This is a genomic window from Gemmobacter nanjingensis (assembly GCF_014652195.1).
Lineage (GTDB): Bacteria > Pseudomonadota > Alphaproteobacteria > Rhodobacterales > Rhodobacteraceae > Gemmobacter > Gemmobacter caeni.
In genome coordinates this window covers 334,476-354,610 of the sequence record NZ_BMYI01000001.1, presented here as the reverse complement: position 1 = coordinate 354,610, position 20,135 = coordinate 334,476, and the positions used below count along the sequence as shown (strand labels likewise).

The 20,135-nt window shown below is 65.3% G+C and carries 16 protein-coding genes; 5 read left to right on the top strand and 11 right to left on the bottom strand.

Annotated features, from left to right (window positions below; genetic code table 11):
- The 5 genes from IE126_RS01795 to IE126_RS01775 all read left to right on the top strand — a co-directional run.
- Positions 1–2,402, top strand: a 2,402-nt coding sequence (locus IE126_RS01795) for a GcvT family protein (protein WP_189380026.1), incomplete at its 5' end; no start/stop codon positions are given.
- Between the two features lie 78 nt (positions 2,403–2,480).
- Positions 2,481–4,931: a GcvT family protein gene (locus tag IE126_RS01790; RefSeq protein ID WP_189380025.1), complete on the top strand. Its 2,451-nt coding sequence runs from the start codon at positions 2,481–2,483 to the stop codon at positions 4,929–4,931.
- A gap of 119 nt (positions 4,932–5,050) precedes the next feature.
- Positions 5,051–6,604 (top strand): trimethylamine methyltransferase family protein, encoded by a 1,554-nt coding sequence (locus IE126_RS01785; RefSeq protein ID WP_189380024.1) that lies wholly within the window; start codon positions 5,051–5,053, stop codon positions 6,602–6,604.
- A 4-nt stretch (positions 6,605–6,608) separates the two neighbouring features.
- Positions 6,609–8,042, top strand: coding sequence for an aldehyde dehydrogenase family protein (locus IE126_RS01780; RefSeq protein ID WP_189380023.1), 1,434 nt, complete (start codon positions 6,609–6,611; stop codon positions 8,040–8,042).
- Positions 8,039–8,941 (top strand): NAD(P)-dependent oxidoreductase, encoded by a 903-nt coding sequence (locus IE126_RS01775; protein ID WP_229825172.1) that lies wholly within the window; start codon positions 8,039–8,041, stop codon positions 8,939–8,941. Before IE126_RS01780 ends, IE126_RS01775 begins: the two co-directional genes overlap by 4 nt.
- A 90-nt stretch (positions 8,942–9,031) precedes the next feature.
- On the opposite strand, the gene IE126_RS01770 is transcribed toward IE126_RS01775, so the two are convergent.
- From IE126_RS01770 to IE126_RS01720, 11 genes are all read right to left on the bottom strand, one after another.
- On the bottom strand, positions 9,032–9,691 hold the full coding sequence (locus IE126_RS01770; RefSeq protein ID WP_229825171.1) for an SDR family NAD(P)-dependent oxidoreductase: 660 nt from the start codon (positions 9,689–9,691) through the stop codon (positions 9,032–9,034).
- A gap of 124 nt (positions 9,692–9,815) precedes the next feature.
- Positions 9,816–11,291: an amidophosphoribosyltransferase gene (purF, locus tag IE126_RS01765; RefSeq protein WP_054303232.1), complete on the bottom strand. Its 1,476-nt coding sequence runs from the start codon at positions 11,289–11,291 to the stop codon at positions 9,816–9,818.
- A gap of 78 nt (positions 11,292–11,369) precedes the next feature.
- The gene (locus IE126_RS01760) at positions 11,370–11,966 is read right to left on the bottom strand and encodes a CvpA family protein (RefSeq protein ID WP_054303231.1); all 597 of its coding nucleotides are present in this window, start codon (positions 11,964–11,966) and stop codon (positions 11,370–11,372) included.
- 19 nt (positions 11,967–11,985) lie between these two features.
- On the bottom strand, positions 11,986–13,341 hold the full coding sequence (radA, locus tag IE126_RS01755; RefSeq protein ID WP_054303230.1) for a DNA repair protein RadA: 1,356 nt from the start codon (positions 13,339–13,341) through the stop codon (positions 11,986–11,988).
- Positions 13,341–14,318: an LLM class flavin-dependent oxidoreductase gene (locus IE126_RS01750; protein WP_189380021.1), complete on the bottom strand. Its 978-nt coding sequence runs from the start codon at positions 14,316–14,318 to the stop codon at positions 13,341–13,343. The genes radA and IE126_RS01750 overlap by 1 nt, the downstream gene beginning before the upstream one ends.
- On the bottom strand, positions 14,315–14,731 hold the full coding sequence (locus IE126_RS01745) for a paraquat-inducible protein A (protein ID WP_054303266.1): 417 nt from the start codon (positions 14,729–14,731) through the stop codon (positions 14,315–14,317). The genes IE126_RS01750 and IE126_RS01745 overlap by 4 nt, the downstream gene beginning before the upstream one ends.
- 43 nt (positions 14,732–14,774) lie before the next feature.
- The gene (locus tag IE126_RS01740; RefSeq protein WP_189380020.1) at positions 14,775–15,569 is read right to left on the bottom strand and encodes a DNA repair protein; all 795 of its coding nucleotides are present in this window, start codon (positions 15,567–15,569) and stop codon (positions 14,775–14,777) included.
- A 174-nt stretch (positions 15,570–15,743) separates the two neighbouring features.
- Positions 15,744–16,490, bottom strand: coding sequence for an ABC transporter ATP-binding protein (locus IE126_RS01735; protein ID WP_054303227.1), 747 nt, complete (start codon positions 16,488–16,490; stop codon positions 15,744–15,746).
- Positions 16,487–17,257: an MlaE family ABC transporter permease gene (locus IE126_RS01730; protein ID WP_407645595.1), complete on the bottom strand. Its 771-nt coding sequence runs from the start codon at positions 17,255–17,257 to the stop codon at positions 16,487–16,489. Before IE126_RS01730 ends, IE126_RS01735 begins: the two co-directional genes overlap by 4 nt.
- Positions 17,258–17,262: 5 nt before the next feature.
- Positions 17,263–18,324 carry an alanine racemase gene (gene alr / locus IE126_RS01725; protein WP_189380019.1) on the bottom strand — a complete coding sequence of 354 codons (1,062 nt, stop codon included), beginning with the start codon at positions 18,322–18,324 and terminating at the stop codon, positions 17,263–17,265.
- Positions 18,325–18,456: 132 nt separating this feature from the next.
- Positions 18,457–19,944 carry a replicative DNA helicase gene (locus IE126_RS01720; RefSeq protein WP_054303224.1) on the bottom strand — a complete coding sequence of 496 codons (1,488 nt, stop codon included), beginning with the start codon at positions 19,942–19,944 and terminating at the stop codon, positions 18,457–18,459.
- Between the last annotated feature and the right edge of the window lie 191 nt (positions 19,945–20,135).

Genomic DNA, 20,135 nt, shown 5'->3' with positions numbered 1-20,135 from the left:
GGGGGGGGGCGGTCGGGGCCTCGGCGCTTTACCATCTTGCGAAGGCGGGATGGAGCGATTGCGTGCTGCTGGAGAAGAACGAGCTGACCGCCGGGTCCACCTGGCATGCGGCGGGCAACGTGCCGACCTTTTCCTCAAGCTGGTCGATCATGAACATGCAGCGCTATTCGGCGCAACTCTATCGCGGCCTTGGGGCCGAGATCGGTTACCCGATGAACTACCATGTCACCGGCTCGGTCCGGCTGGCGCATACGGCGGAACGGTTGCAAGAGTTCAAGCGCGTCGTCGGCATGGGGCGCTATCAGGGGATGGACCTTGATATCCTGTCGCCTGACGAGATCCGCACGCGCTATCCCTTCCTTGAAACGCATGACCTGACCGGGGCGCTCTACGATCCCTATGACGGCGACATCGACCCGGCGCAGCTGACGCAGGCTTTGGCCAAGGGCGCGCGGTCGATGGGTGCGCGGATCGAGCGCTTCTGCCCGGCGACCGGCGTGCGGCGCGAGGGCGGCGACTGGGTGGTTTCAACGCCGAAGGGCGAGATCCGCTGTGAATTCGTGGTGAATGCTGCGGGTTACTATGCCCGCGAGGTCGGCAAATGGTTTGGCCGCGACGTGCCGATGATGGTGATGAGCCATCAGTATATGCTGTTCGACACCATCCCCGAGATCGAAAGCTGGTCGAAAGAGGTGGGCCACAAGCTGCCGCTGCTGCGCGACGTGGACAGCAGCTATTACCTGCGGCAGGAAAAATACGGCTTCAACCTTGGCCCCTATGAGCGGAACTGCAAGGCGCATTGGGTGACGAAGGACGATCCCTTCCCCGAGGATTTCAGCTTCCAGCTTTTCCCCGACGATCTGGAGCGGCTGGAATGGTATATCGCCGATGCCATGGCGCGGGTGCCCCTGCTGGAAAAGGCGGCGCTGACCAAGGTGATCAACGGGCCGATCCCTTACACGCCGGACGGAAATCCGCTGATCGGGCCGATGCCGGGGGTGCCCAATGCCTTTGAGGCCTGCGTTTTCACCTTCGGCATCTGTCAGGCCGGCGGCGCGGGCAAGGTGCTGGCGGAATGGGTGACCGAGGGCGCGACCGAATGGGACATGTGGTCCTGCGACCCGCGCCGCTTCACCGGCTGGGAGGACCGCGACTATTGCGTGCAGAAAGGGATGGATGTTTACGGCCACGAATATGCCATCCACTTCCCGCATCATGCCTGGCCTGCGGCGCGCGACCGCCGCCTCAGCCCGGTGCATGCTCAGACCATGGCGCTGGGCGCGCAGTATGGCGCCTATAACGGCTGGGAACGTGCGCTGTGGTATGCGCGGCCGGGCGATGACATATCCGAAGCAGGCACCCAGACCTGGCGTCGCGAGGGCCCCTGGTTCGGCGCGGTGGCCGAGGAATGCGCGGCGGTGCGCGACGCGGCGGGGATACTCGACCTGCCGGGCTTCTCGCGCTTCCGGCTGACCGGGCCGGGCGCGGCGGAGTGGCTCGCACGGCAGATCAGCGGCAAGGTGCCGTCGGTCGGTCGGCTGGGGCTGGCCTATTTCGCCGATGACAAGGGCCGCATCGTGACCGAGATGTCAGTGGCGCGGCTGGCGGAAGACGAGCTTTGGCTCATCACCGCCGCCACGGCGCAGGCGCATGATCGCGAATGGCTGGAACGCCATCTCGAACCGGGGCTGCGCCTGACCGATGAAAGCGCCGATTGGGCGACGCAGATCCTGACCGGGCCGAATGCGCGCGCCATCCTTGCCGAAGTGGCCGATGCCGATCTCTCGCGCCCTTGGCTGACCTGGCAGAAGGCGGGGATCGCCGGGGCGGAGTGCCTGCTGATGCGGGTGAGCTTCGCCGGCGAGCTTGGCTGGGAAATCCATTCCCGCAACACCGATACGCCGCGCATCTGGGAGGCTGTCATGGCCGCCGGCCAAGGGCATGGGCTGAAACCCTTTGGCATGTTTGCGCTCAACAGCCTGCGGGTGGAAAAGGGCTATCGTGCCTGGAAAGGCGATCTTTCGACCGATTACACCCTGCTGCAAGGCGGGCTGGAGCGCTTCATCGACTGGTCGAAACCTGCGTTCAGGGGCAAGACGGCTCTGGAGGCGGAAAAGCAGGCGGGGGTCAGCAAGCGGTTTGCCACGCTGGTGATCGAGACCGGCGATTTCGACCCGCCCTATATGTCGACGATCTGGCATGAGGGTCAGGTGGTCGGCGAACTGACCAGTGGCTACTGGGGTCACCGCGTCGGCGCCTGCATCGGGCTGGGCATGATCCGCGCCGATCTGGCGCTGCCGGGCACCGATGTCGAGGTGGAAATCTTCGGCGAGAAGCTGAAAGCGCGGGTGCAGAAGGATGAACCGCTCTGGGATCCGGCAAATGCGCGGATCCGGGCGTGACGCAAATTTCTTGCAAAGAAATTTGCAAAAGTTTTCGGAAAACTTTTGCCCGCAGGTGGCGGGCGCAGGAGCGGTGACATGACGGAACTTCCGCAAAAGGCGCGGGCGGTGATCATCGGGGGCGGGGTCTCGGGTTGTTCGGTCGCCTATCATCTGGCGAAGGCCGGGTGGCGCGACATCGTGCTGCTGGAGCGCAAGCGGCTGACTTCAGGCACCACATGGCATGCGGCAGGGTTGATCGGGCAGTTGCGCGGTTCCGCCAACATGACGCGGCTGGCGAAATATTCGGCCGATCTTTACGTCCGGCTGGCGCAGGAAACCGGGGTGGAAACGGGGATGCGGCAGGTCGGCTCGATCTCGGTCGCGCTGACGAAGGAACGGCATGAGGAGTTGTTGCGTCAGGCCACGGTGGCGCGCATCTTCGACGTGGCGGTGCACGAGATTTCGCCCGCCGAGGTCAAGGCCATGTATCCGCATCTGAACACCGATGGCGTGGTGGGGGCGGTGCATCTGCCGCTGGACGGGCAATGCGACCCGGCCAATATTGCCATGGCGCTGGCCAAAGGCGCGCGGATGCAGGGCGCGACGATTGCCGAGAACGTCAAGGTTACCGGCGTGACCGAGGCGGCCGAGAATGGCCGCCGTCGCGTGACCGGCGTGTCCTGGCAACGGGGCGAGGCGCAGGGTCATATCGCTGCCGATGTCGTCATCAACTGCAGCGGCATGTGGGGGCGTGATCTGGCGGCCTCCAGCGGTGTCACGCTGCCCCTGCATGCCTGCGAGCATTTCTATCTGGTGACGGAAGGCATTGACGGCCTCGGCCATCTGCCGGTGCTGCGGGTGCCGGACGAATGCGCCTATTACAAATCCGATGCGGGCAAGATGATGGTCGGCGCGTTTGAGCCGAAGGCGAAACCCTGGGGCATGGGCGGCATCCGCGAGGATTTCGAATTTGACACCCTGCCAGAGGACTGGGACCATTTCGCGCCGATCCTTGAGATGGCGACCAATCGTATGCCGCTGTTTGAAACGGCGGGCATCCATACCTTCTTCAACGGGCCGGAAAGCTTTACCCCCGATGACCGCTATTATCTGGGGGAGGCGCCGGAACTGGGCGGCTACTGGATTGCGGCGGGCTATAACTCGGTCGGCATCGCCTCCTCCGGTGGGGCGGGCATGGCGCTGGCGCATTGGATCACCGAGGGCGAGGCGCCGTTTGACCTGTGGGAGGTGGACATCCGCCGCGCCCAGCCGTTCCAGAAGAACCGCCGCTATCTGAAAGAGCGGGTGAGCGAGACGCTGGGCCTGCTTTACGCCGATCACTTCCCCTATCGCCAGATGGCCACCGCGCGCGGGGTGCGGCGATCACCGCTGCACGAGCACCTGAAGGCGCGCGGCGCGGTCTTTGGCGAGGTCGCGGGATGGGAGCGGGCGAACTGGTTCGCGGCTGAGGGGCAGGAACGGGACTACCGCTATTCGTGGAAGCGGCAGAACTGGTTTGACAACCAGCGCACCGAACATATGGCGGTGCGGACCGGCGTCGGCCTTTTCGACATGACGAGCTTCGGCAAGATCCGGGTCGAGGGGCGTGATGCGGCGGCTTTCCTCAACCGGGTCTGCGCCAATCAGATCGACGTGGCGCCGGGGCGGATCGTCTATACCCAGATGCTGAATGAACGCGGCGGCATCGAAAGCGACCTGACGGTGACGCGGCTTTCGGAAACCGTCTTCCTGCTGGTGGTGCCGGGGGCGACGCTGCAACGCGATCTGGCCTGGCTGCGGCGGCATCTGGGCGAGGATTTCGCGGTCATCACCGATGTGACGGCGGGTGAGGCGGTGCTCTGCCTGATGGGGCCGCAAGCGCGGGCGGTGATGGAGCGGGTCAGCCCGAACGATTTTTCCAACGCCGCGCATCCCTTCGGCACTGCGCGCGAAATCGAGATCGGCATGGGCCTCGCCCGCGCGCATCGGGTGACTTATGTGGGCGAACTGGGCTGGGAGATCTATGTGCCGACCGATCAGGCCGCGCATGTCTTCGAGGCGCTGGAGGAAGCCGCGCCGGAGATGAAGCTGTGTGGCCTGCATACGCTCGACAGTTGCCGCATCGAAAAGGCGTTCCGCCACTTCGGCCACGATATCACCGACGAGGATCATGTGTTGGAAGCGGGCCTTGGCTTTGCAGTGCGGACCTCGAAACCCGGTTTCATCGGGCGCGAGGCGGTGCTGCGGAAAGAACAGGCCGGTCTTTCGCGCCGCATGGTTCAGTTTCGCCTGAAAGACCCCGAACCGTTGCTGTTCCATAACGAAGCCATCGTGCGGGATGGCCGGATCGTCGGGCCGGTGACCAGCGGCAACTATGGCCATGCGCTCGGTGGGGCCATCGGCATGGGCTATGTGCCCTGCGCGGGCGAGAGCGAGGCGGAGGTTCTGGCCTCGCGCTACGAGATCGAGGTGGCGGGGGTGCGGCATGCGGCCGAGGCCTCGCTGGTGCCGATGTATGATCCGAAGGCCGCGCGGGTGCGGATGTAGGGACGGACAGAAACCGGAGGGCTTTTTACCCCGCCGGACGGAACAAAAGCCGGGGGCTGTCTGCCCCCGGACCCCCCGAGGATATTTTTGCCAAGATGAAGGCAGGGCAGGAGCGTGCGATGAGTGAACCGGGCGAAGTTTGCGAACCGTCGCGGGCGCGGCGGTCAGGTGGGCGGGCGGCGCGGGTGGCGGTGCGGGCGGCGCCGCTGGCCGAGGCGCTGCGGCCGGTGCGGGCGGGGATGCCCGGCGGGCGTTACAGGCCGCTGAGCGAGGCAGGGGTTGCGAAGATCCATGCGCAGGCGCTGGAGGCGCTGGAGGTCATCGGGCTGGCCAATGCGCCCGCCAGCGGGGTCGAGATCCTGACCGGGGCCGGGGCGGTGCTGGGCGATGACGGGCGCATCCGTTTCCCGCGCGCGCTGGTCGAGGATATGCTGGCGGTCGCCGCGCGCGACCTGACGCTGTATGGCCGGGATGAGAAATACGACCTGCATCTGAGCGGCTCCAACGTGCATTTCGGCACGGCGGGGGCGGCGGTGCATATCGTCGATCCGGTGACTTTGGACTATCGCGAGTCGACGGCGCAGGATCTGTATGATGCCGCGCGGCTGGTACAGAACCTCGACAACATCCATTTCTACCAGCGCACCATGGTCTGCCGCGATGTGGTGGACAATTTCGACATGGATGTGAACACGCTCTATGGCTGTCTTGCGGGTACGCGCAAGCATGTCGGCACCTCGTTCAGCGACCCGAGCCATGTGGCGGGCTGTTTCGACCTGCTGCATATGGTGGCAGGCGGCGAGGAGGCGTGGCGCGCGCGGCCTTTTGTCAGCAATTCCAATTGCTTTGTCGTACCGCCGATGAAATTCGCCGAAGAAAGCTGCATGGTGATGGAGGATTGCGTGCGGCGGGGGATGCCGGTCCTGCTGCTGTCTGCCGGGCAGGCCGGGGCGACAGCGCCCGCCCCCATCGCGCTGGCCATCGTGCAGGCCATGGCGGAATGTCTGGCCGGGGTGGTCTATGTCAACGCCATCCAGAAGGGCGCGCCCGCGATCTTCGGCACCTGGCCCTTTGTCAGCGATCTGCGCACCGGCGCCATGTCGGGCGGTAGCGCAGAACAGGCGCTGCTGACAGCGGGCTGCGCGCAGATGCACCGCTTCTACAACCTTCCCGGCGGTGCCGCCTCGGGCATCACCGACAGCAAGCTACCCGACATGCAGGCGGGATGGGAACAGGGCATCACCAATACGCTGGCGGGCCTGTCCGGGCTGAACATGTGCTACGAATCGGTCGGGATGCATGCCTCGCTGCTGGGCTTCTGTCTGGAAAGCCTGATCATGGGGGATGACATTCTGGGGCAGGTCATGCGGCTGGTGCGCGGCATCGACGTGACCGAGGATTCCACCTCGATCGACGCGATGAAAGAGGCCTGTCTGGGCGGGCCGGGGCATTACCTCGGCTCTGGCCAGACGCTGAGTCTGATGCAGACAGAATATGTCTATCCGGTCGTCGGCAATCGCATGTCTCCGAAGGAATGGAACGAGGCAGGCAAGCCGGTGTTGCTCGACCGGGCGATTGCGCGCAAGAATGACATCCTCGCCAAGGCCGGTTGCCAGATCGCCCCAGAGGTTGATGCCGCCATCCGCGCTCGTTTCAACATCCATTTCCGGTGATGCCATGATCCCTGCGAACCTGCTGAAATTCTATATCGACGGTGCATGGGTCGACCCTCTGGGGGGCGAGCGTATCGGGGTGGAAAACCCGGCGACCGAAGAGATCGTGGCCGAGGTGGCGCTGGGCTCCGAGGCGGATGCCGACCGTGCCATTCTGGCCGCGCGCGCAGCTTTCGACAGCTATACCGCCACGCCGCTGGCGGATCGTATTGCTTTGGTTCGCCGCGTGCTGGAGGTCTACAACAGCCGCTACGAGGATTTCGCGCAGGCGATGAGCCTTGAGATGGGCGCGCCGATCGAATGGGCGCGCGGCGCGCAGGCCTGGGCGGGGCAGGTGCATATCGAAAGCACCATTACCGCCGCCGAGGAAATGGTCTGGGAATATTCGCGCGGCAATACGCGGATCATTTACGAAGGCATCGGGGTCTGCGCGCTGATCACGCCGTGGAACTGGCCGATGAACCAGATCGCCTGCAAGGTGGCGCCCGCGCTGATCGCCGGTTGCACCATGGTGCTGAAGCCCTCGGAAATCGCACCGCTGTCTGGCACGCTGTTTGCCGAGGTTTGCCACGAGGCGGGCGTGCCGAAGGGCGTGTTCAACATGGTGAACGGCAACGGCCCGGTGGTCGGTGCGCGGATGAGCAGCCACCCCGAGGTGGATATGGTCAGCTTCACGGGGTCCACGCGCGCGGGCACGGCTGTCGCGGCGGCGGCGGCGCCCACGGTGAAACGCGTGGCGCAGGAACTCGGCGGCAAATCGGCCAATATCATCCTGCCCGGCGCCGATCTGGCGGCGGCGGTCAGCGGTGGGGTCGAGGGCTGCTTTGGCAATACCGGACAAAGCTGCGACGCACCGACCCGGATGTTCGTGCCGCGCGTGCAGCATGACGCGGCGCTGGAGATCGCGGCGGGGGCGGCGGCGGCCGTTGTCGTCGGCGACCCGCGCGAGAGTGCCACCACGATGGGGCCGCTGGTCAGCCGTATGCAATTCGACAAGGTGCAGGCGCTGATCGAAAAGGGCATCGCCGAAGGCGCCACCCTGGTCTGCGGCGGGCCGGGGCGGCCCGAGGGTGTCAATCGCGGCTGGTTTGCCCGGCCGACGATCTTTGGCAATGTCACCAATGACATGACCATCGCGCGCGAGGAGATCTTTGGCCCGGTGCTGGCCATTCTGCCCTATGATACGGTCGATGAGGCCGTCGCCATGGCCAATGACACGCCCTATGGCCTTGCCGCCTATGTGCAGGGGCCCGAGGCCGAGGCGCGCGCCGTTGGGCGTCGGCTGCGGGCAGGGCAGGTGAGCCTCAATTACCCCGACTGGGACACCTTCGCCCCCTTCGGCGGCTACAAGCAATCGGGCAATGGCCGCGAATATGCGGGCTGGGGCATCCATGACTTCTGCGAGGTCAAGGCGCTGGTCGGATATGGAGAGGCATGATGCGCTACGGTTATGTCGGACTGGGCAATCTGGGCGGGCATCTTGCGGCCAGCCTGATCGGCGCGGGCTTCGATGTGACGGTCTACGACCGTAACCCGGCGCTGTCCGAACGCCACCGCGCGATGGGCGCGCGGGTGGCCACCTCGGCGGCGGAACTGGCGGCAGAGGTGGATCACGTTTTCACCTGCCTGCCCTCGCCGCAGATCAGCGAGACCGTGCTGGCGCAGATCCTGCCCGTGATGAAGCCCGGCGCGCACTGGATCGAGAATTCCACGCTCGGCCGCGACGATGTGCTGCGGCTGGGCCAGCTGGCGGCGGACCAGGGCGTCGCCATGCTGGAGGCGCCGGTCACCGGCGGCGTGCATCTGGCAGCGCGCGGCCAGATCACGGTTCTGGTGGGGGGCGAGCCTGCGCTTTACGAGACGCACAAGCCCGCGCTCGATGCCATCGGCGGGCAGCATTTCCACATGGGGCCGCTGGGCAGCGCGGCGGTGATCAAGGTCATCACCAATATGCTGGCTTTCATCCATCTGGTCGCCGATGGCGAGGCGCTGATGCTGGCCAAACGCGGCGGGCTGGACCTGAAAACCGCGTGGGAGGCGATCCGGGCCTCATCCGGCAACAGTTTCGTGCATGAGACCGAGGGCCAGCTGATCCTGAACGGCAGCTATGACATCGCCTTCACCATGGATCTGGCGCTGAAGGATCTGGGCTTTGCCATGGGCTTCGGCCGCGAATTTGGCGTGCCGCTGGATCTGGCCTCGCTGGTGAACCAGACCTTCCTGAAGGGCAAGGCCGCCTATGGCGGCAGCGCGCAATCGTCGCAGATCGTCAAGCTGCTGGAAGATCTGCTGGGCACCGGCCTGCGCGCCGAAGGCTTCCCGGCTCGGCTGGAATAGGCATTTTCTGTCTGAAAATATCCTCGGGGGAGTCGCCGCAGGCGACGGGGGCAGACAGCCCCCGCTCTGCGGTTTCCGAAGGCACTACGGTCAGATCAGCGCGACCAGACGCGCCGCCTCGGCCCGCACATCGGCCAGCGGGCCGCGGTCCTCGCCGGGGTGGAAACGCGCGCGGGTGGCGGTGGCCATCGGTGCGGGCGTTTCGATCAGCACGCGCGGCCCGACCTTGGCGGCCTCGGCCTGCCAGGACTGCGCCAGCGCGATCTGCGCTGCCTTGGTGGCACCATAAGCGCCGTAATACATCTCGCCGCCATGCGGATCGTCAAGGAACAGCGCCGTTGCCCGGTCGGAGCCGCGCAGCAGCGGCTCCATCATCGGAATCAGAACGCCGGTTGCCCGCACATTGGTGGCGATGGATTTGTCCCAGTCCTTCACATCAAGGAAGTTCGCCGGGGCCAGCGGGGCCGCATGGATGGCGGTATGGACCCAGAGATCGGCATGGCCCCAGCGGTCATAGACCGCGCGGCAGAGATGGGCCATGGCGTCGTCATTGGTGATGTCCATGGGGGCGAGGGTCAGTTCGCCCGCGCCGGGCTGGCGGTTGGCCTTCACCCGGTCATCCACCTCTTCCAGCCCGCCGGTGGTGCGGGCCACGGCGACGACATGCCAGCCCCGGCAGGCCAGTTCCTCGGCGATGGCGGCGCCGAGGCCGCGCGAGGCGCCGGTGACGATTGCGATGCGTTGGCTCATCGGGATGACCTCCAGCCGGGGGAATGCGTTTGCCCCCGGGGGTTTCACACCCCCGGACCCCCGTGGGATATTTGAGCCAAGATGAAAGGACAAGAGCGGCGGCTGCGACGCGGCCGCGCAGGGCCTATTCGGCGGCCTTCATCTCGAAGCCTTCGGCGATCTTGTCCGAGGGTGCGATGGGATATTCGCCCGAGAAGCAGGCGTCACAGAATTTCGGCGATTTCGGATCGCGGCCCGCGGCCTCGCCCGCCGCGCGATAAAGCCCGTCGAGCGAGATGAACTTCAGGCTGTCGACGCCGATCCAGTCGCGCATCTCGTCTTCCGTCATGGTGGCGGCAAGGAGCTTCGAACGCTCGGGCGTGTCGACACCGTAGAAGCACGGCCAGGCGGTCGGCGGCGAGGCGATGCGGAAATGCACCTCGGCGGCGCCTGCGTCGAGGATCATGTCCTTGATCTTGCGCGACGTGGTGCCGCGCACCACCGAATCGTCCACAAGGATCACCCGCTTGCCCCGGATCAGGGCGCGGTTCACGTTCAGCTTCAGCCGCACACCCATGTTGCGGATCGCGTCGGTCGGTTCGATGAAAGTGCGGCCCATATATTGGTTGCGGATGATCCCCATGGCGTAGGGGATGCCGGATTGCTGCGAATAGCCGATGGCGGCGGGGGTGCCGCTGTCCGGGACCGGGCAGACCAGATCGGCCTCGACCGGGGCTTCCTTGGCCAGCTCCACGCCGATCTGGCGGCGGGTTTCATAAACCGAGCGGCCTTGCAGGATCGAATCGGGGCGCGAGAAATACACCTGTTCGAAGATGCAGAAGCGCGAGGGGGCCTGATTGAAGGGGCGGGTGCTTTCGACCTTGTTGCCCTCGATCACCACCATCTCACCCGGCTCGATCTCGCGCACGAATTCGGCGCCGATGATGTCAAGCGCGCAGGTTTCGGACGAGAGGGCCCAGCCGCTGTCCCCGATCCGGCCCAGCACCAGCGGGCGCACGCCATGCGGGTCGCGCACCCCGATCAGCTTGGTCCGCGTCATGGCGACCACCGAGAAGGCGCCTTCCACCCGGCGCAGCGCATCCTTGATGCGTTCGGCGATGTTCTTCTGGATCGAGCGCGCCATCAGGTGAATGATGCATTCGCTGTCCGAGGAAGACTGGAAGATCGAGCCGCGCTCGATCAGTTCCTTGCGAAGCTGCGCGGCATTGGTCAGGTTGCCGTTATGCGCGATGGCCGCGCCGCCCATGGAAAATTCGCCAAAGAAGGGCTGCACATCGCGGATCGCGGTCGCGCCTTTCGACCCGGCGGTGGAATAGCGCACATGGCCGATGCCTATGGCGCCGGGCAGGGTGGCCATGACATCTGCGCGGGTGAAGTTATCGCGCACATAGCCGAAGCGACGGGCCGAGTTGAAGCCCTGTTCCGGGTCATAGGTGACGATGCCACCGGCCTCCTGCCCGCGATGTTGCAGGGCATGCAGGCCGAGCGCCACGAAATTCGCGGCATCGCTGACGCCGGTCACACCGAAGACGCCGCATTCTTCCTTGAGCTTGTCGCCGTCCTCGACGGGGTCGAAAGGGGTGCCGGGGATGGCGCGCATGGTGGCTCTCCGAATCCGAGGGGGGCTTTCGCGCCCCATGTAATGCGAAGGGGCGTGAGTGTCACGCCCCTTACACATTCAGTTGTTCGTCGCCGGGGCCTCTGGCGCGGCGGGTTCCGCCGGTGCCGCACAGATACTCACCAGCCCTTCGTATTTGCTGACGATCCAGCCCGGCGCGTCCGAGGGGATCTGATCGTCGATATTGCCCTGGAACGAGGCAAAGACCTTGGCCGAGCGCGAGTTGTCGACCATGGGGATGGAATTGGAGGCCACCGCGCGGTCGTAGACGATGAAGGCGATGGCGACCAGCACGACACCCCGCACCACGCCGAACAGGAAACCGAGTCCCTGGTCAAGGCCGCCCAGCATCGTCTGGTTCACCCAGCCCGACAGCAGCGGCGTGAAGATTGCGGCGACCACAAGGCCCACGGCGAAGACGGCGGCGAAGGCGGCGATGACCGAAAGTTCGCAGCTGTCCGCCAGCATCTGGCCGACGACCGGCAGTTCCTTGACCAGCGGTTGTGCCTCGGCGGCAAACAGATAGGCCAGCAGCGCCGCGCCAATCCAGCCAAGGATGGCCATGGCCTCGCGGATCAGGCCGCGCGAATAGGCGAGGATCGCCGACAGCACGATGACCCCGGCCACCACGCCGTCAATGATGGTGAAACCTTCCATTCCCGTCTCCCCTCGGGGCTTATCCCGCCCCGAACATTTCGCCGACAAGCGCCGTCAGATCGGCCATCTCGCGCAGGCGCATTCCCTCGGCCTGCCCGGATTTCGACCGGGCGGGCAGTGTCGCCTGTGAAAAACCAAGTTTCGCCGCTTCTTTCAACCTGTTTTCGGTCTGGCCCACCGGGCGCAGGGCACCTGACAGCGAGATTTCCCCGAAAAGCACCATGTCGGGCGGAATTGCCACATCCTCGCGCGCGCTCAGAAGCGCTGCGGCCACGGCCATATCGGCGGCGGGTTCTGTGACGCGCATGCCGCCCGCGACGTTGAGAAACACATCCAGCCCGGCGAAGGGGATGCCGCAGCGCGCCTCCAGCACCGCGAGGATCGTGGAAAGCCGCCCCGAATCAAGCCCGACCACCGTGCGGCGCGGCGTGCCGAGGTTGGAGGGCGCGACCAGTGCCTGAATTTCGGTCAGCACCGGGCGTGTGCCCTCGATCCCGGCGAAAACGGCGGAACCGGGGGTGGCGGCCTCGCGGTCTGACAGGAACAGGGCCGAGGGGTTCAGCACCTCGGTCAGCCCGTCGCCTGCCATTTCGAACACACCAATTTCATCGGCGGGACCAAAGCGGTTCTTCACCGCGCGCAGGATGCGGAACTGGTGGCCGCGCTCGCCCTCGAAGTAAAGCACGGTGTCGACCATGTGTTCCAGCACACGGGGACCGGCGATGGCGCCTTCCTTCGTCACATGGCCCACGATCACCACCGCCGTGCCGCGGCGTTTGGCGAAGTTTACCAACTCATGCGCGGCGGCACGGACCTGGCTGACAGATCCGGGGGCGCTTTCGACATTATCGAGCCACATGGTCTGGATCGAATCGATGATCGCCAGTGCAGGGCGTTCGGTATCCAGCGTGGTCAGGATGTCGCGCAGGTTGGTTTCGGCACCAAGGCCGACAGGCGCCTGTTGCAGGCCAAGGCGTTGCGCCCGCATGCGCACCTGCGCCGCCGCTTCCTCGCCTGAGATATACAGGCATTTCAGACCCTTGCGGGCGAAACTGGCGGCGGCTTGCAGAAGCAGTGTCGATTTGCCGATGCCCGGATCGCCACCGACCAGAATGGCCGAGGCGGGGACAAGGCCGCCGCCCAGCACGCGATCCAGCTCGCCAATGCCGCTTTGGGCGCGGGGCGGCGGGGCCTCCTCGGTCGCCAGATCGGTCAGGGGGATGGTGCGGCCGCGCGCCGTGGGTTTTGGCCCGGCGGAGAGGGCCGCTTCCTCGGCGATGGAGTTCCACGCCCCGCAGGCGTCGCATTTGCCCGCCCATTTGGTATAGGCCGCCCCGCAGGCGGAACAGACGTAGCTGACCGTTGCCTTCGCCATCAGAACCACGCCTCGGCGGTCAGGGTCAGCGAGCGCTTGCGCGTCTCGAAATCCCAGGTGTCGGTGACGAGGATCAGCTCATCCGCCTGCGTGGCGGCCACGATCCCCTCCAGCCCCGCGCGCACCTGATCCGGCGTGCCGACGGCATGGCTGCTGAGCATGGCCGCCACATGCGCCTCTTCGCGCGGCGTCCAGTCCAGATCGCCGGGCGGCATCTGATAGCGGCGGTTGTTGCGGATCAGGCCCAGAAAGCCCTTCTGCATCGTGGTGAACAGATGCCGCGCCTCGGTTTCGGTTTCCGCACAGACCACATTGGCAGCAACGATGGCGTGCGGCGTCTTCAGCCGGTCCGAGGGTTTGAAATGCGCGCGGTAAAGATGCAGCGCCTCGTGCAGCGCGGCGGGGGCGAAATGCGAGGCGAAAGCATAGGGCAGGCCGAGTTCGGCGGCCAGCATGGCGCCGAAATGCGACGAGCCGAGGATGATGGTCTGCACTTCGGTCCCCGCGGCGGGCACGGCGGTGATGCCCAGGTTGTTTTCGGCGGCGAACCAGCCCATCAGCTCCACCACATCCTGCGGGAAATGATCGGCCCCGTGCGGGTCGCGGCGCAGCGCGCGGATCAGCGTCGCGCCATCGGTGCCCGGCGCGCGGCCAAGGCCAAGGTCGATCCGGCCGGGGAACAGCTGCGCCAGCGTGCCGAATTGTTCGGCCACCACATAGGGCGCGTGATTGGGCAGCATGACGCCCCCGGCCCCAATGCGGATGCGCGAGGTCGCGGCGCCGACATGGGCGATAACCACAGGGGTCGCAGCCGAGGCGACGCCGACCATATTGTGGTGCTCTGCCACCCAATAACGATCAAACCCGAGCGACTCGACATGCGCCGCGATTCCCGCCGCATTGCGCAATGCCTGTGCAGGCCCCTGATCCTCGCGCACACGGGTCAGATCAAGCAGCGACAGCGGGGGACGGGTCATTTCGGGCTCCGTAGAAACAGCGAGATCAGGATGAGGGCGGTGAACAGATAAAGTCCCCATGCCACCTCGACGGTGGCAAGCCCTACGCCCTTCACGATCACGACATAAAGCGCGATCAGGAACACATCGGCCATGGCCAGCTTTCCCAGCACGGCCAGTGCCGGTTCGGCGCGCACGTCCAGCAGGCCGAAATCGCGAAGGGCCCGCCCGAGAACCTTCATCATGGGCGCGAAGACCGCACAGAAAGTGACCACAAGTGCCAGAACCGCATCGCTTTTCCACAGCGATTGCAGGCCGGAAATGACCGAGATTTCCGAAAGGCCGAAGACCGGCAACAGGCCGGCCCGCAGAAGGGGCGCGAACCACGACACCGGAAACAGCAGGGCAAGGGCAAGGTTGAGGGCGCGCGACATGGCCGCGACCATGGGGGCAAATGCAACCCGCCGCAAGATGCGGTCAGTGCAGCCCGTCGCTCTTCGGCCCGTCGGTCTTGCCGTTGTGCAGCGCCAGCGGCACCACATTCGCCTCGCGCGGTTCGTCGAAATCATAGCCGAGAGAGGGCAGCACCTCGCGCAGATCGGCCTCCAGCCGGCGAATCTGGGTATGGTTGCGGCGTTCCTCGGCCTCCACATCGGTCAGCCAGCGCTTCAGCTCATCGCAGGTCATGCGCGCCAGCTTGATGCGTTCGGACAGCAGGTCGGCATCGGACTGCCGCGCCTTCAGGAATTCGCGGGCACGGTTCACCTTGTCGTCGGAATAGGCGCGGGCCAGATCGCGCGACTGGAAGGACATCTGCGCCGCCAGTTCCAGAAGTTCGGGTTCAACTTGGCGCAGATCGGGGTGCTTGCGCAGCAGTTCCATCCGCTGTCGCATGGATTCGAACTCGTTCGACAGGCTGAACACGCCCGTCCGGTCGGCAGCATGGGCAAGGCTGTAGGCGCGCTTCACATCCTCCATCCCGATCTGGAAAGAGCGGTGGCTCTTCTCCAGCCGCAGCATCCGGGTATTGGCCGGGATGAAGAAGCAGATGCAGAGCATCAGTAGGGTCAGCGCCAGTTGCACCCACATGCCGGCATCGGGCAGGGGCACATCTCCCCATGCCAGTGTCATGCTCGGCCATGGCATCTGTCCAAGCGCCGCCAGCAGGCTTGAGAGGCAGAGGAAAGCGGTAACCGAGACGATGGCCCCGAAGGCGAGGGATTGCGCAACGCCCTGGGCCTGCCGGACCAGAGGACCGTGACTGTCGAACATGCGAAACCCCCGTTAACGAATTTGTTCCAGAATTCCGCTCAATGCCTCAAAGGCAACACATTTTCGCCATGATTGCGGAAAACGCCTGAAAAATCCAGTGGATCGCATGTATTGTTTCCATGCCGGAAACGTGCGCCGCAACCTGGGCGGGAAATTTGCCGGAGGAGTGCTGGCTCAGCGCAGCGATTCGATGGGGCCTTCGGCGCGACCATGGATGAACTGCTGGACGTAAGGGTCTGGCGTCGCATCCATTTCCGAAACCGGCCCGGTCCACCGCACCTTGCCGCCATGCAGCATCGCCACATTGTCGGCGATGGCCCGGACCGAAGACATATCGTGTGTGATCGTCATGGCGGTCGCACCCATCTCGGTCACGATCTCGCGGATCAGATCATTGATGACACCCGACATGATCGGGTCCAGCCCGGTGGTTGGCTCGTCGAAGAAGATAATCTCCGGCTCGGCTGCGATGGCGCGGGCAAGGCTGACACGCTTCTGCATGCCGCCCGAAAGCTCGGCGGGGTAGAGGTCGGCCACATGCGGACCAAGCCCGACGCGGCGCAGCTTTTCAATGGCGATCTCGCGCGCCTCGGTCTTGGAGCGTTTCAGCGTGCCGCGCAGCAGGCGGAAGGCGACATTTTCCCAGATGCGCATGCTGTCGAACAGCGCGCCGCCCTGAAACAACATGCCGAACCGCGCGAGAAAGGCATCGCGGTCGCCCCGCGTCACATCCTGCCCGTCCAGCGTAATCTGCCCCGCATCCGGCGTCACCAGCCCGAGAATGCATTTCAGCAGCACCGACTTGCCGGTGCCCGAGCCACCGATGATGACCATGGAGGTGCCGCTGGCAATGGTCAGATCCACGCCGCGCAACACCTTGTTGCTGCCGAAGGTCTTGTGGACGCCGGAAAGCTCGATCATGAGAAGAACAGCTCCGTCAGCAGGTAGTTTGCCGCGAAGATCAGCACCGAGGCAGACACCACGGCGGCCTTGGTCGCAGCCCCCACACCCTGTGCGCCACGACCCGAATGCATGCCGTGATAGCAGCCCATCAGCGCCACCAGAAACCCGAAGGCCGCGCCCTTGATCAGGCCCGAGGACACGTCCCAGACCTCAAGGAAATCCATGGTGTTCTTCAGATAGGCAGCCGAATTGAAATGCAGCCGGTTCACCCCGACCAGCCAGCCGCCCATGATGCCGATGGCATCGCCCACGCCCACCAGCACCGGCACCGCCAGCGTGGCCGCGACGACGCGCGGCACGGCAAGGTATTTCAGCGGGTTGGTGGACAGGGTGACCAGCGCGTCGATCTGTTCCGTCACCTTCATCGTGCCGATTTCCGCCGCGATGGAGGAGGCGACGCGCGCCGCCACCATCAGACCGCCCAGCACCGGCCCCAGCTCGCGCACCATGCCGATGGCCACGATGGCGGGCACCACCGCCTCGGCGCTGAAGCGCGCGCCCCCGGCATAGATCTGCAAGGCCAGCGCGCCGCCGGTGAAAAGGGCGGTCAGGCCGACCACGGGCAGGGAAAACCAGCCGATCTGCATCAGCGCATGAAAGAACTCGCGCGGATACCATGGCGGGCGGAAGATGTGGCTGACCACCTGCGCGGCAAAGATCGCCACCCGGCCCAGATGCGCCAGCAGGCCCAGCGTCACGCGCCCCAGCGCGGCAACCGGCGACAGAAGGCTCACACCTGCCCCCGCGTGGTGGTCGTTGCGTAGCGGCGGGTATAGCGGTGCCCGAGCGATGTCAGCACTTCATAGCCGATGGTCCCGGCAATATCGGCCAGATCATCCACCCCCTGCATCGGTCCCAGCAGGTCCAGCGTGCGGGGGATGTCGCGCAGATGGCTGACATCGACGGTGATGAGGTCCATCGAAACACGGCCGACGATGGGGCAGGGCACCTCACCATCCCACAGCGTCGCAGCATTGGAGTAGCGCCGGGTCAGCCCGTCGGCATAGCCAGCGGCAACGGTGGCGATCAGCCGCGGCTCCTCGGCAGTATAGCCGCAGGAATAGCCCACGACCTCGCCCGCCGCGACTTCGCGGATCTGGATGACCGGCAGGGCCAGCGCCACCACAGGCTGCGCGCTTTCCCACGGCCGCCCGCCATAGAGGCCCACACCGGGGCGGGTCAGTTCGAAATGGTAATCCGCCCCCAGCAGGATGCCGCCGGTCGCCGCAAGGCTGCGTGGCACGCCGATCCCGTCGGTCATGGCGTGAAATTCGGCCAGTTGCGCCTCGTTCAGCGGATGGCCCGGCTCGTCGGCGCAGGCCAGATGGCTCATCACCAGTTCCGGGCCCTGTTCCAGCACCAGCGCTGCCACCGCCTCCCATTCCGGGGCTTCCAGCCCCAGACGGTTCATCCCGGTATCGAGCTGCACCCCGAACGGATGGCCGGGCAGGCTTTCCAGATGCCGGGTGATCTGTTCCACCGAATTGAGCATTGGCGTCAGGTCCAAGTCATGCACCATCTCGGTGTCGCCCGCCATATGGCCGGATAGTACACAGATCTGCGGGCCGGGGCCAAGCGCCTGCCGCACGGCGGCGCCTTCCTCGGCCACCGCCACGAAGAAGCGCCGCGCCCCGGCCTCGGCCAGCGCACGCACAACGCGTTTGGCGCCAAGCCCATAGGCATCGGCTTTCACCACCGCAGCAGTCTGGGTGGTCGGGTCACTCATCCGGTCCAGCGCGCGCCAGTTGGCGGCGATGGCATCAAGGTCAATGGTCAGGGTCGCGGTAGCCATGAAGCGGTTTTGACAGGGCGGGCGGGAAGGTCAAGGGGAAATGGCGGCCGCCCGGCGCACCAGATCCGTTCCAGCGGATTTGCAAATTTCCCTGAGGAAATCTGCGGCCGCGCAAGGCGGCGGGCCTGAGCCTCAGAACCCCTCGTCGCCACGCGGCTCCCAGTGCTTCTCCAGATTGCCGAAGCGGGTAAAACGGCCCTCGAAACTCAGTTCCACCGTGCCGATCGGCCCGTGACGCTGCTTGCCGATGATGACCTCGGCCTTGCCATGACATTTCGACATCATGTCCTGCCAGGCGGCCATCTTCTCAAGCTCGTGATCTGCGGGCTTCTCGCGTTCACGATAATATTCCTCGCGGAACACGAACATCACCACATCGGCATCCTGTTCGATGGAGCCGGATTCGCGCAGGTCGCTCAATTGCGGGCGCTTGTCCTCGCGGCTTTCCACCTGACGCGAAAGCTGTGACAGGGCAATCACCGGGATGTTCAGCTCTTTCGCAATGGCCTTCAGACCTTGCGTGATCTCGCTGACCTCCTGCACCCGGTTCGCCTCGGAGCCTTTGGACGAGCCTTTCAGAAGCTGAAGGTAGTCGATCATCAGAACATCCAGCCCGTGTGTCCGCTTCAGGCGGCGGGCGCGGGCGGCGACCTGGCTGATCGGCAGGGCGGGCGTGTCGTCGATGTACAGGGGGCAGGCTTCCAGCTCTTTCGCGGCGTCGACGAATTTGCGGAACTCGAATTCCTCCATGTCGCCCCGGCGGATCTTTTCCGACGGCACTTCCGAGGCTTCCGAGAGAATCCGCGCAGCCAACTGCTCGGCGCTCATCTCGAGGCTGAAGAAACCCACGACGCCACCGTCAACCGCGCCTTCCTGGCCATCGGTCTTGCGGCCCCGGCGATAGGCTTTGGCCACGTTGAAGGCGATGTTGGTCGCCAGCGAGGTTTTCCCCATCGAGGGGCGCCCGGCGAGGATGATCAGGTCGCTTTCATGCAGGCCGCCCAGCTTCTTGTCGAGGTCGATCAGGCCGGTGGAAATGCCCGCCAGACCGCCGCCGCGCTGATAGGCGGCATTGGCGCTGTTCACCGCCTCGGTCACCGCCTTCAGGAAGGACTGGAAGCCGCGTTCGGCCACACCCTGTTCGCCCAGCTTGTACAGCCGCTGTTCCGCTTCGGTGATCTGTTCGCGCGGTTCCGAGGACAGATCGACTTTGGCCGCCTTGGCGGAAATGTCGCGGCCCAGACCGATCAGTTCGCGCCGCACCGCAAGGTCATAGATCATCTGCGCATAGTCGCGTGCGGCAAAGGCGCTGATCGCGGCACCGGCAAGGCGCACGAGATAGGCGGGGCCACCCAACTCCTTCAGACCCGCATCATCTTCCAGAAACGCTTTCAGCGTCACCGGCGAGGCCAGCGCATTTTTCTGGATGCGGGCAGCCGCGATTTCAAAGATGCGGGCATGGACCGGATCATAGAAATGTTCCGATTTCACCAGACTGGCGATGCGGTCATAGACATCGTTGTTGGTCAGGATCGCGCCCAGAAGCTGTTGTTCGGCTTCGATGTTGTGCGGAAGCGTGTCTTCGGTCTCGGCCGATTTGACTGCCGTGATCTCGTTCATGAACCCCGTGCCCCGGCCCTCTGGCCTGTCGTTTCTTCTGTGCGGCGCGTGCCCCGGTCCCCGCGCCCGGCCCCTGCGATAGCCTGTCGGAAGGCCGTGGGGCAAGGCGCATAAGTGGCGGGATAAGCCTGTGGACGGATTCGGCCCGCCGACGCCCCCTAGTGGGGCGCCAGCCTGATCCTACCACATGA

What these genes read in the sequence shown, in the direction of transcription:
- IE126_RS01790 (WP_189380025.1), top strand. Translation starts at nt 2,481, where the DNA reads ATGACGGAACTTCCGCAAAAGGCGCGGGCGGTGATCATCGGGGGCGGG.
- IE126_RS01745 (WP_054303266.1), bottom strand. Translation starts at nt 14,731, where the DNA reads ATGTCGCGCGCCCTCAACCTTGCCCTTGCCCTGCTGTTTCCGGTGTCG.
- IE126_RS01770 (WP_229825171.1), bottom strand. Translation starts at nt 9,691, where the DNA reads ATGAGCCAACGCATCGCAATCGTCACCGGCGCCTCGCGCGGCCTCGGC.
- alr (WP_189380019.1), bottom strand. Translation starts at nt 18,324, where the DNA reads ATGGCTACCGCGACCCTGACCATTGACCTTGATGCCATCGCCGCCAAC.
- purF (WP_054303232.1), bottom strand. Translation starts at nt 11,291, where the DNA reads ATGCGCGCCATCCCCGGCACCCCTTTCGACCCCGTCGAGGACGGCGAC.
- radA (WP_054303230.1), bottom strand. Translation starts at nt 13,341, where the DNA reads ATGGCGAAGGCAACGGTCAGCTACGTCTGTTCCGCCTGCGGGGCGGCC.
- IE126_RS01740 (WP_189380020.1), bottom strand. Translation starts at nt 15,569, where the DNA reads ATGTTCGACAGTCACGGTCCTCTGGTCCGGCAGGCCCAGGGCGTTGCG.
- IE126_RS01785 (WP_189380024.1), top strand. Translation starts at nt 5,051, where the DNA reads ATGAGTGAACCGGGCGAAGTTTGCGAACCGTCGCGGGCGCGGCGGTCA.
- IE126_RS01780 (WP_189380023.1), top strand. Translation starts at nt 6,609, where the DNA reads ATGATCCCTGCGAACCTGCTGAAATTCTATATCGACGGTGCATGGGTC.
- IE126_RS01775 (WP_229825172.1), top strand. Translation starts at nt 8,039, where the DNA reads ATGATGCGCTACGGTTATGTCGGACTGGGCAATCTGGGCGGGCATCTT.
- IE126_RS01720 (WP_054303224.1), bottom strand. Translation starts at nt 19,944, where the DNA reads ATGAACGAGATCACGGCAGTCAAATCGGCCGAGACCGAAGACACGCTT.
- IE126_RS01750 (WP_189380021.1), bottom strand. Translation starts at nt 14,318, where the DNA reads ATGACCCGTCCCCCGCTGTCGCTGCTTGATCTGACCCGTGTGCGCGAG.
- IE126_RS01760 (WP_054303231.1), bottom strand. Translation starts at nt 11,966, where the DNA reads ATGGAAGGTTTCACCATCATTGACGGCGTGGTGGCCGGGGTCATCGTG.
- IE126_RS01735 (WP_054303227.1), bottom strand. Translation starts at nt 16,490, where the DNA reads ATGATCGAGCTTTCCGGCGTCCACAAGACCTTCGGCAGCAACAAGGTG.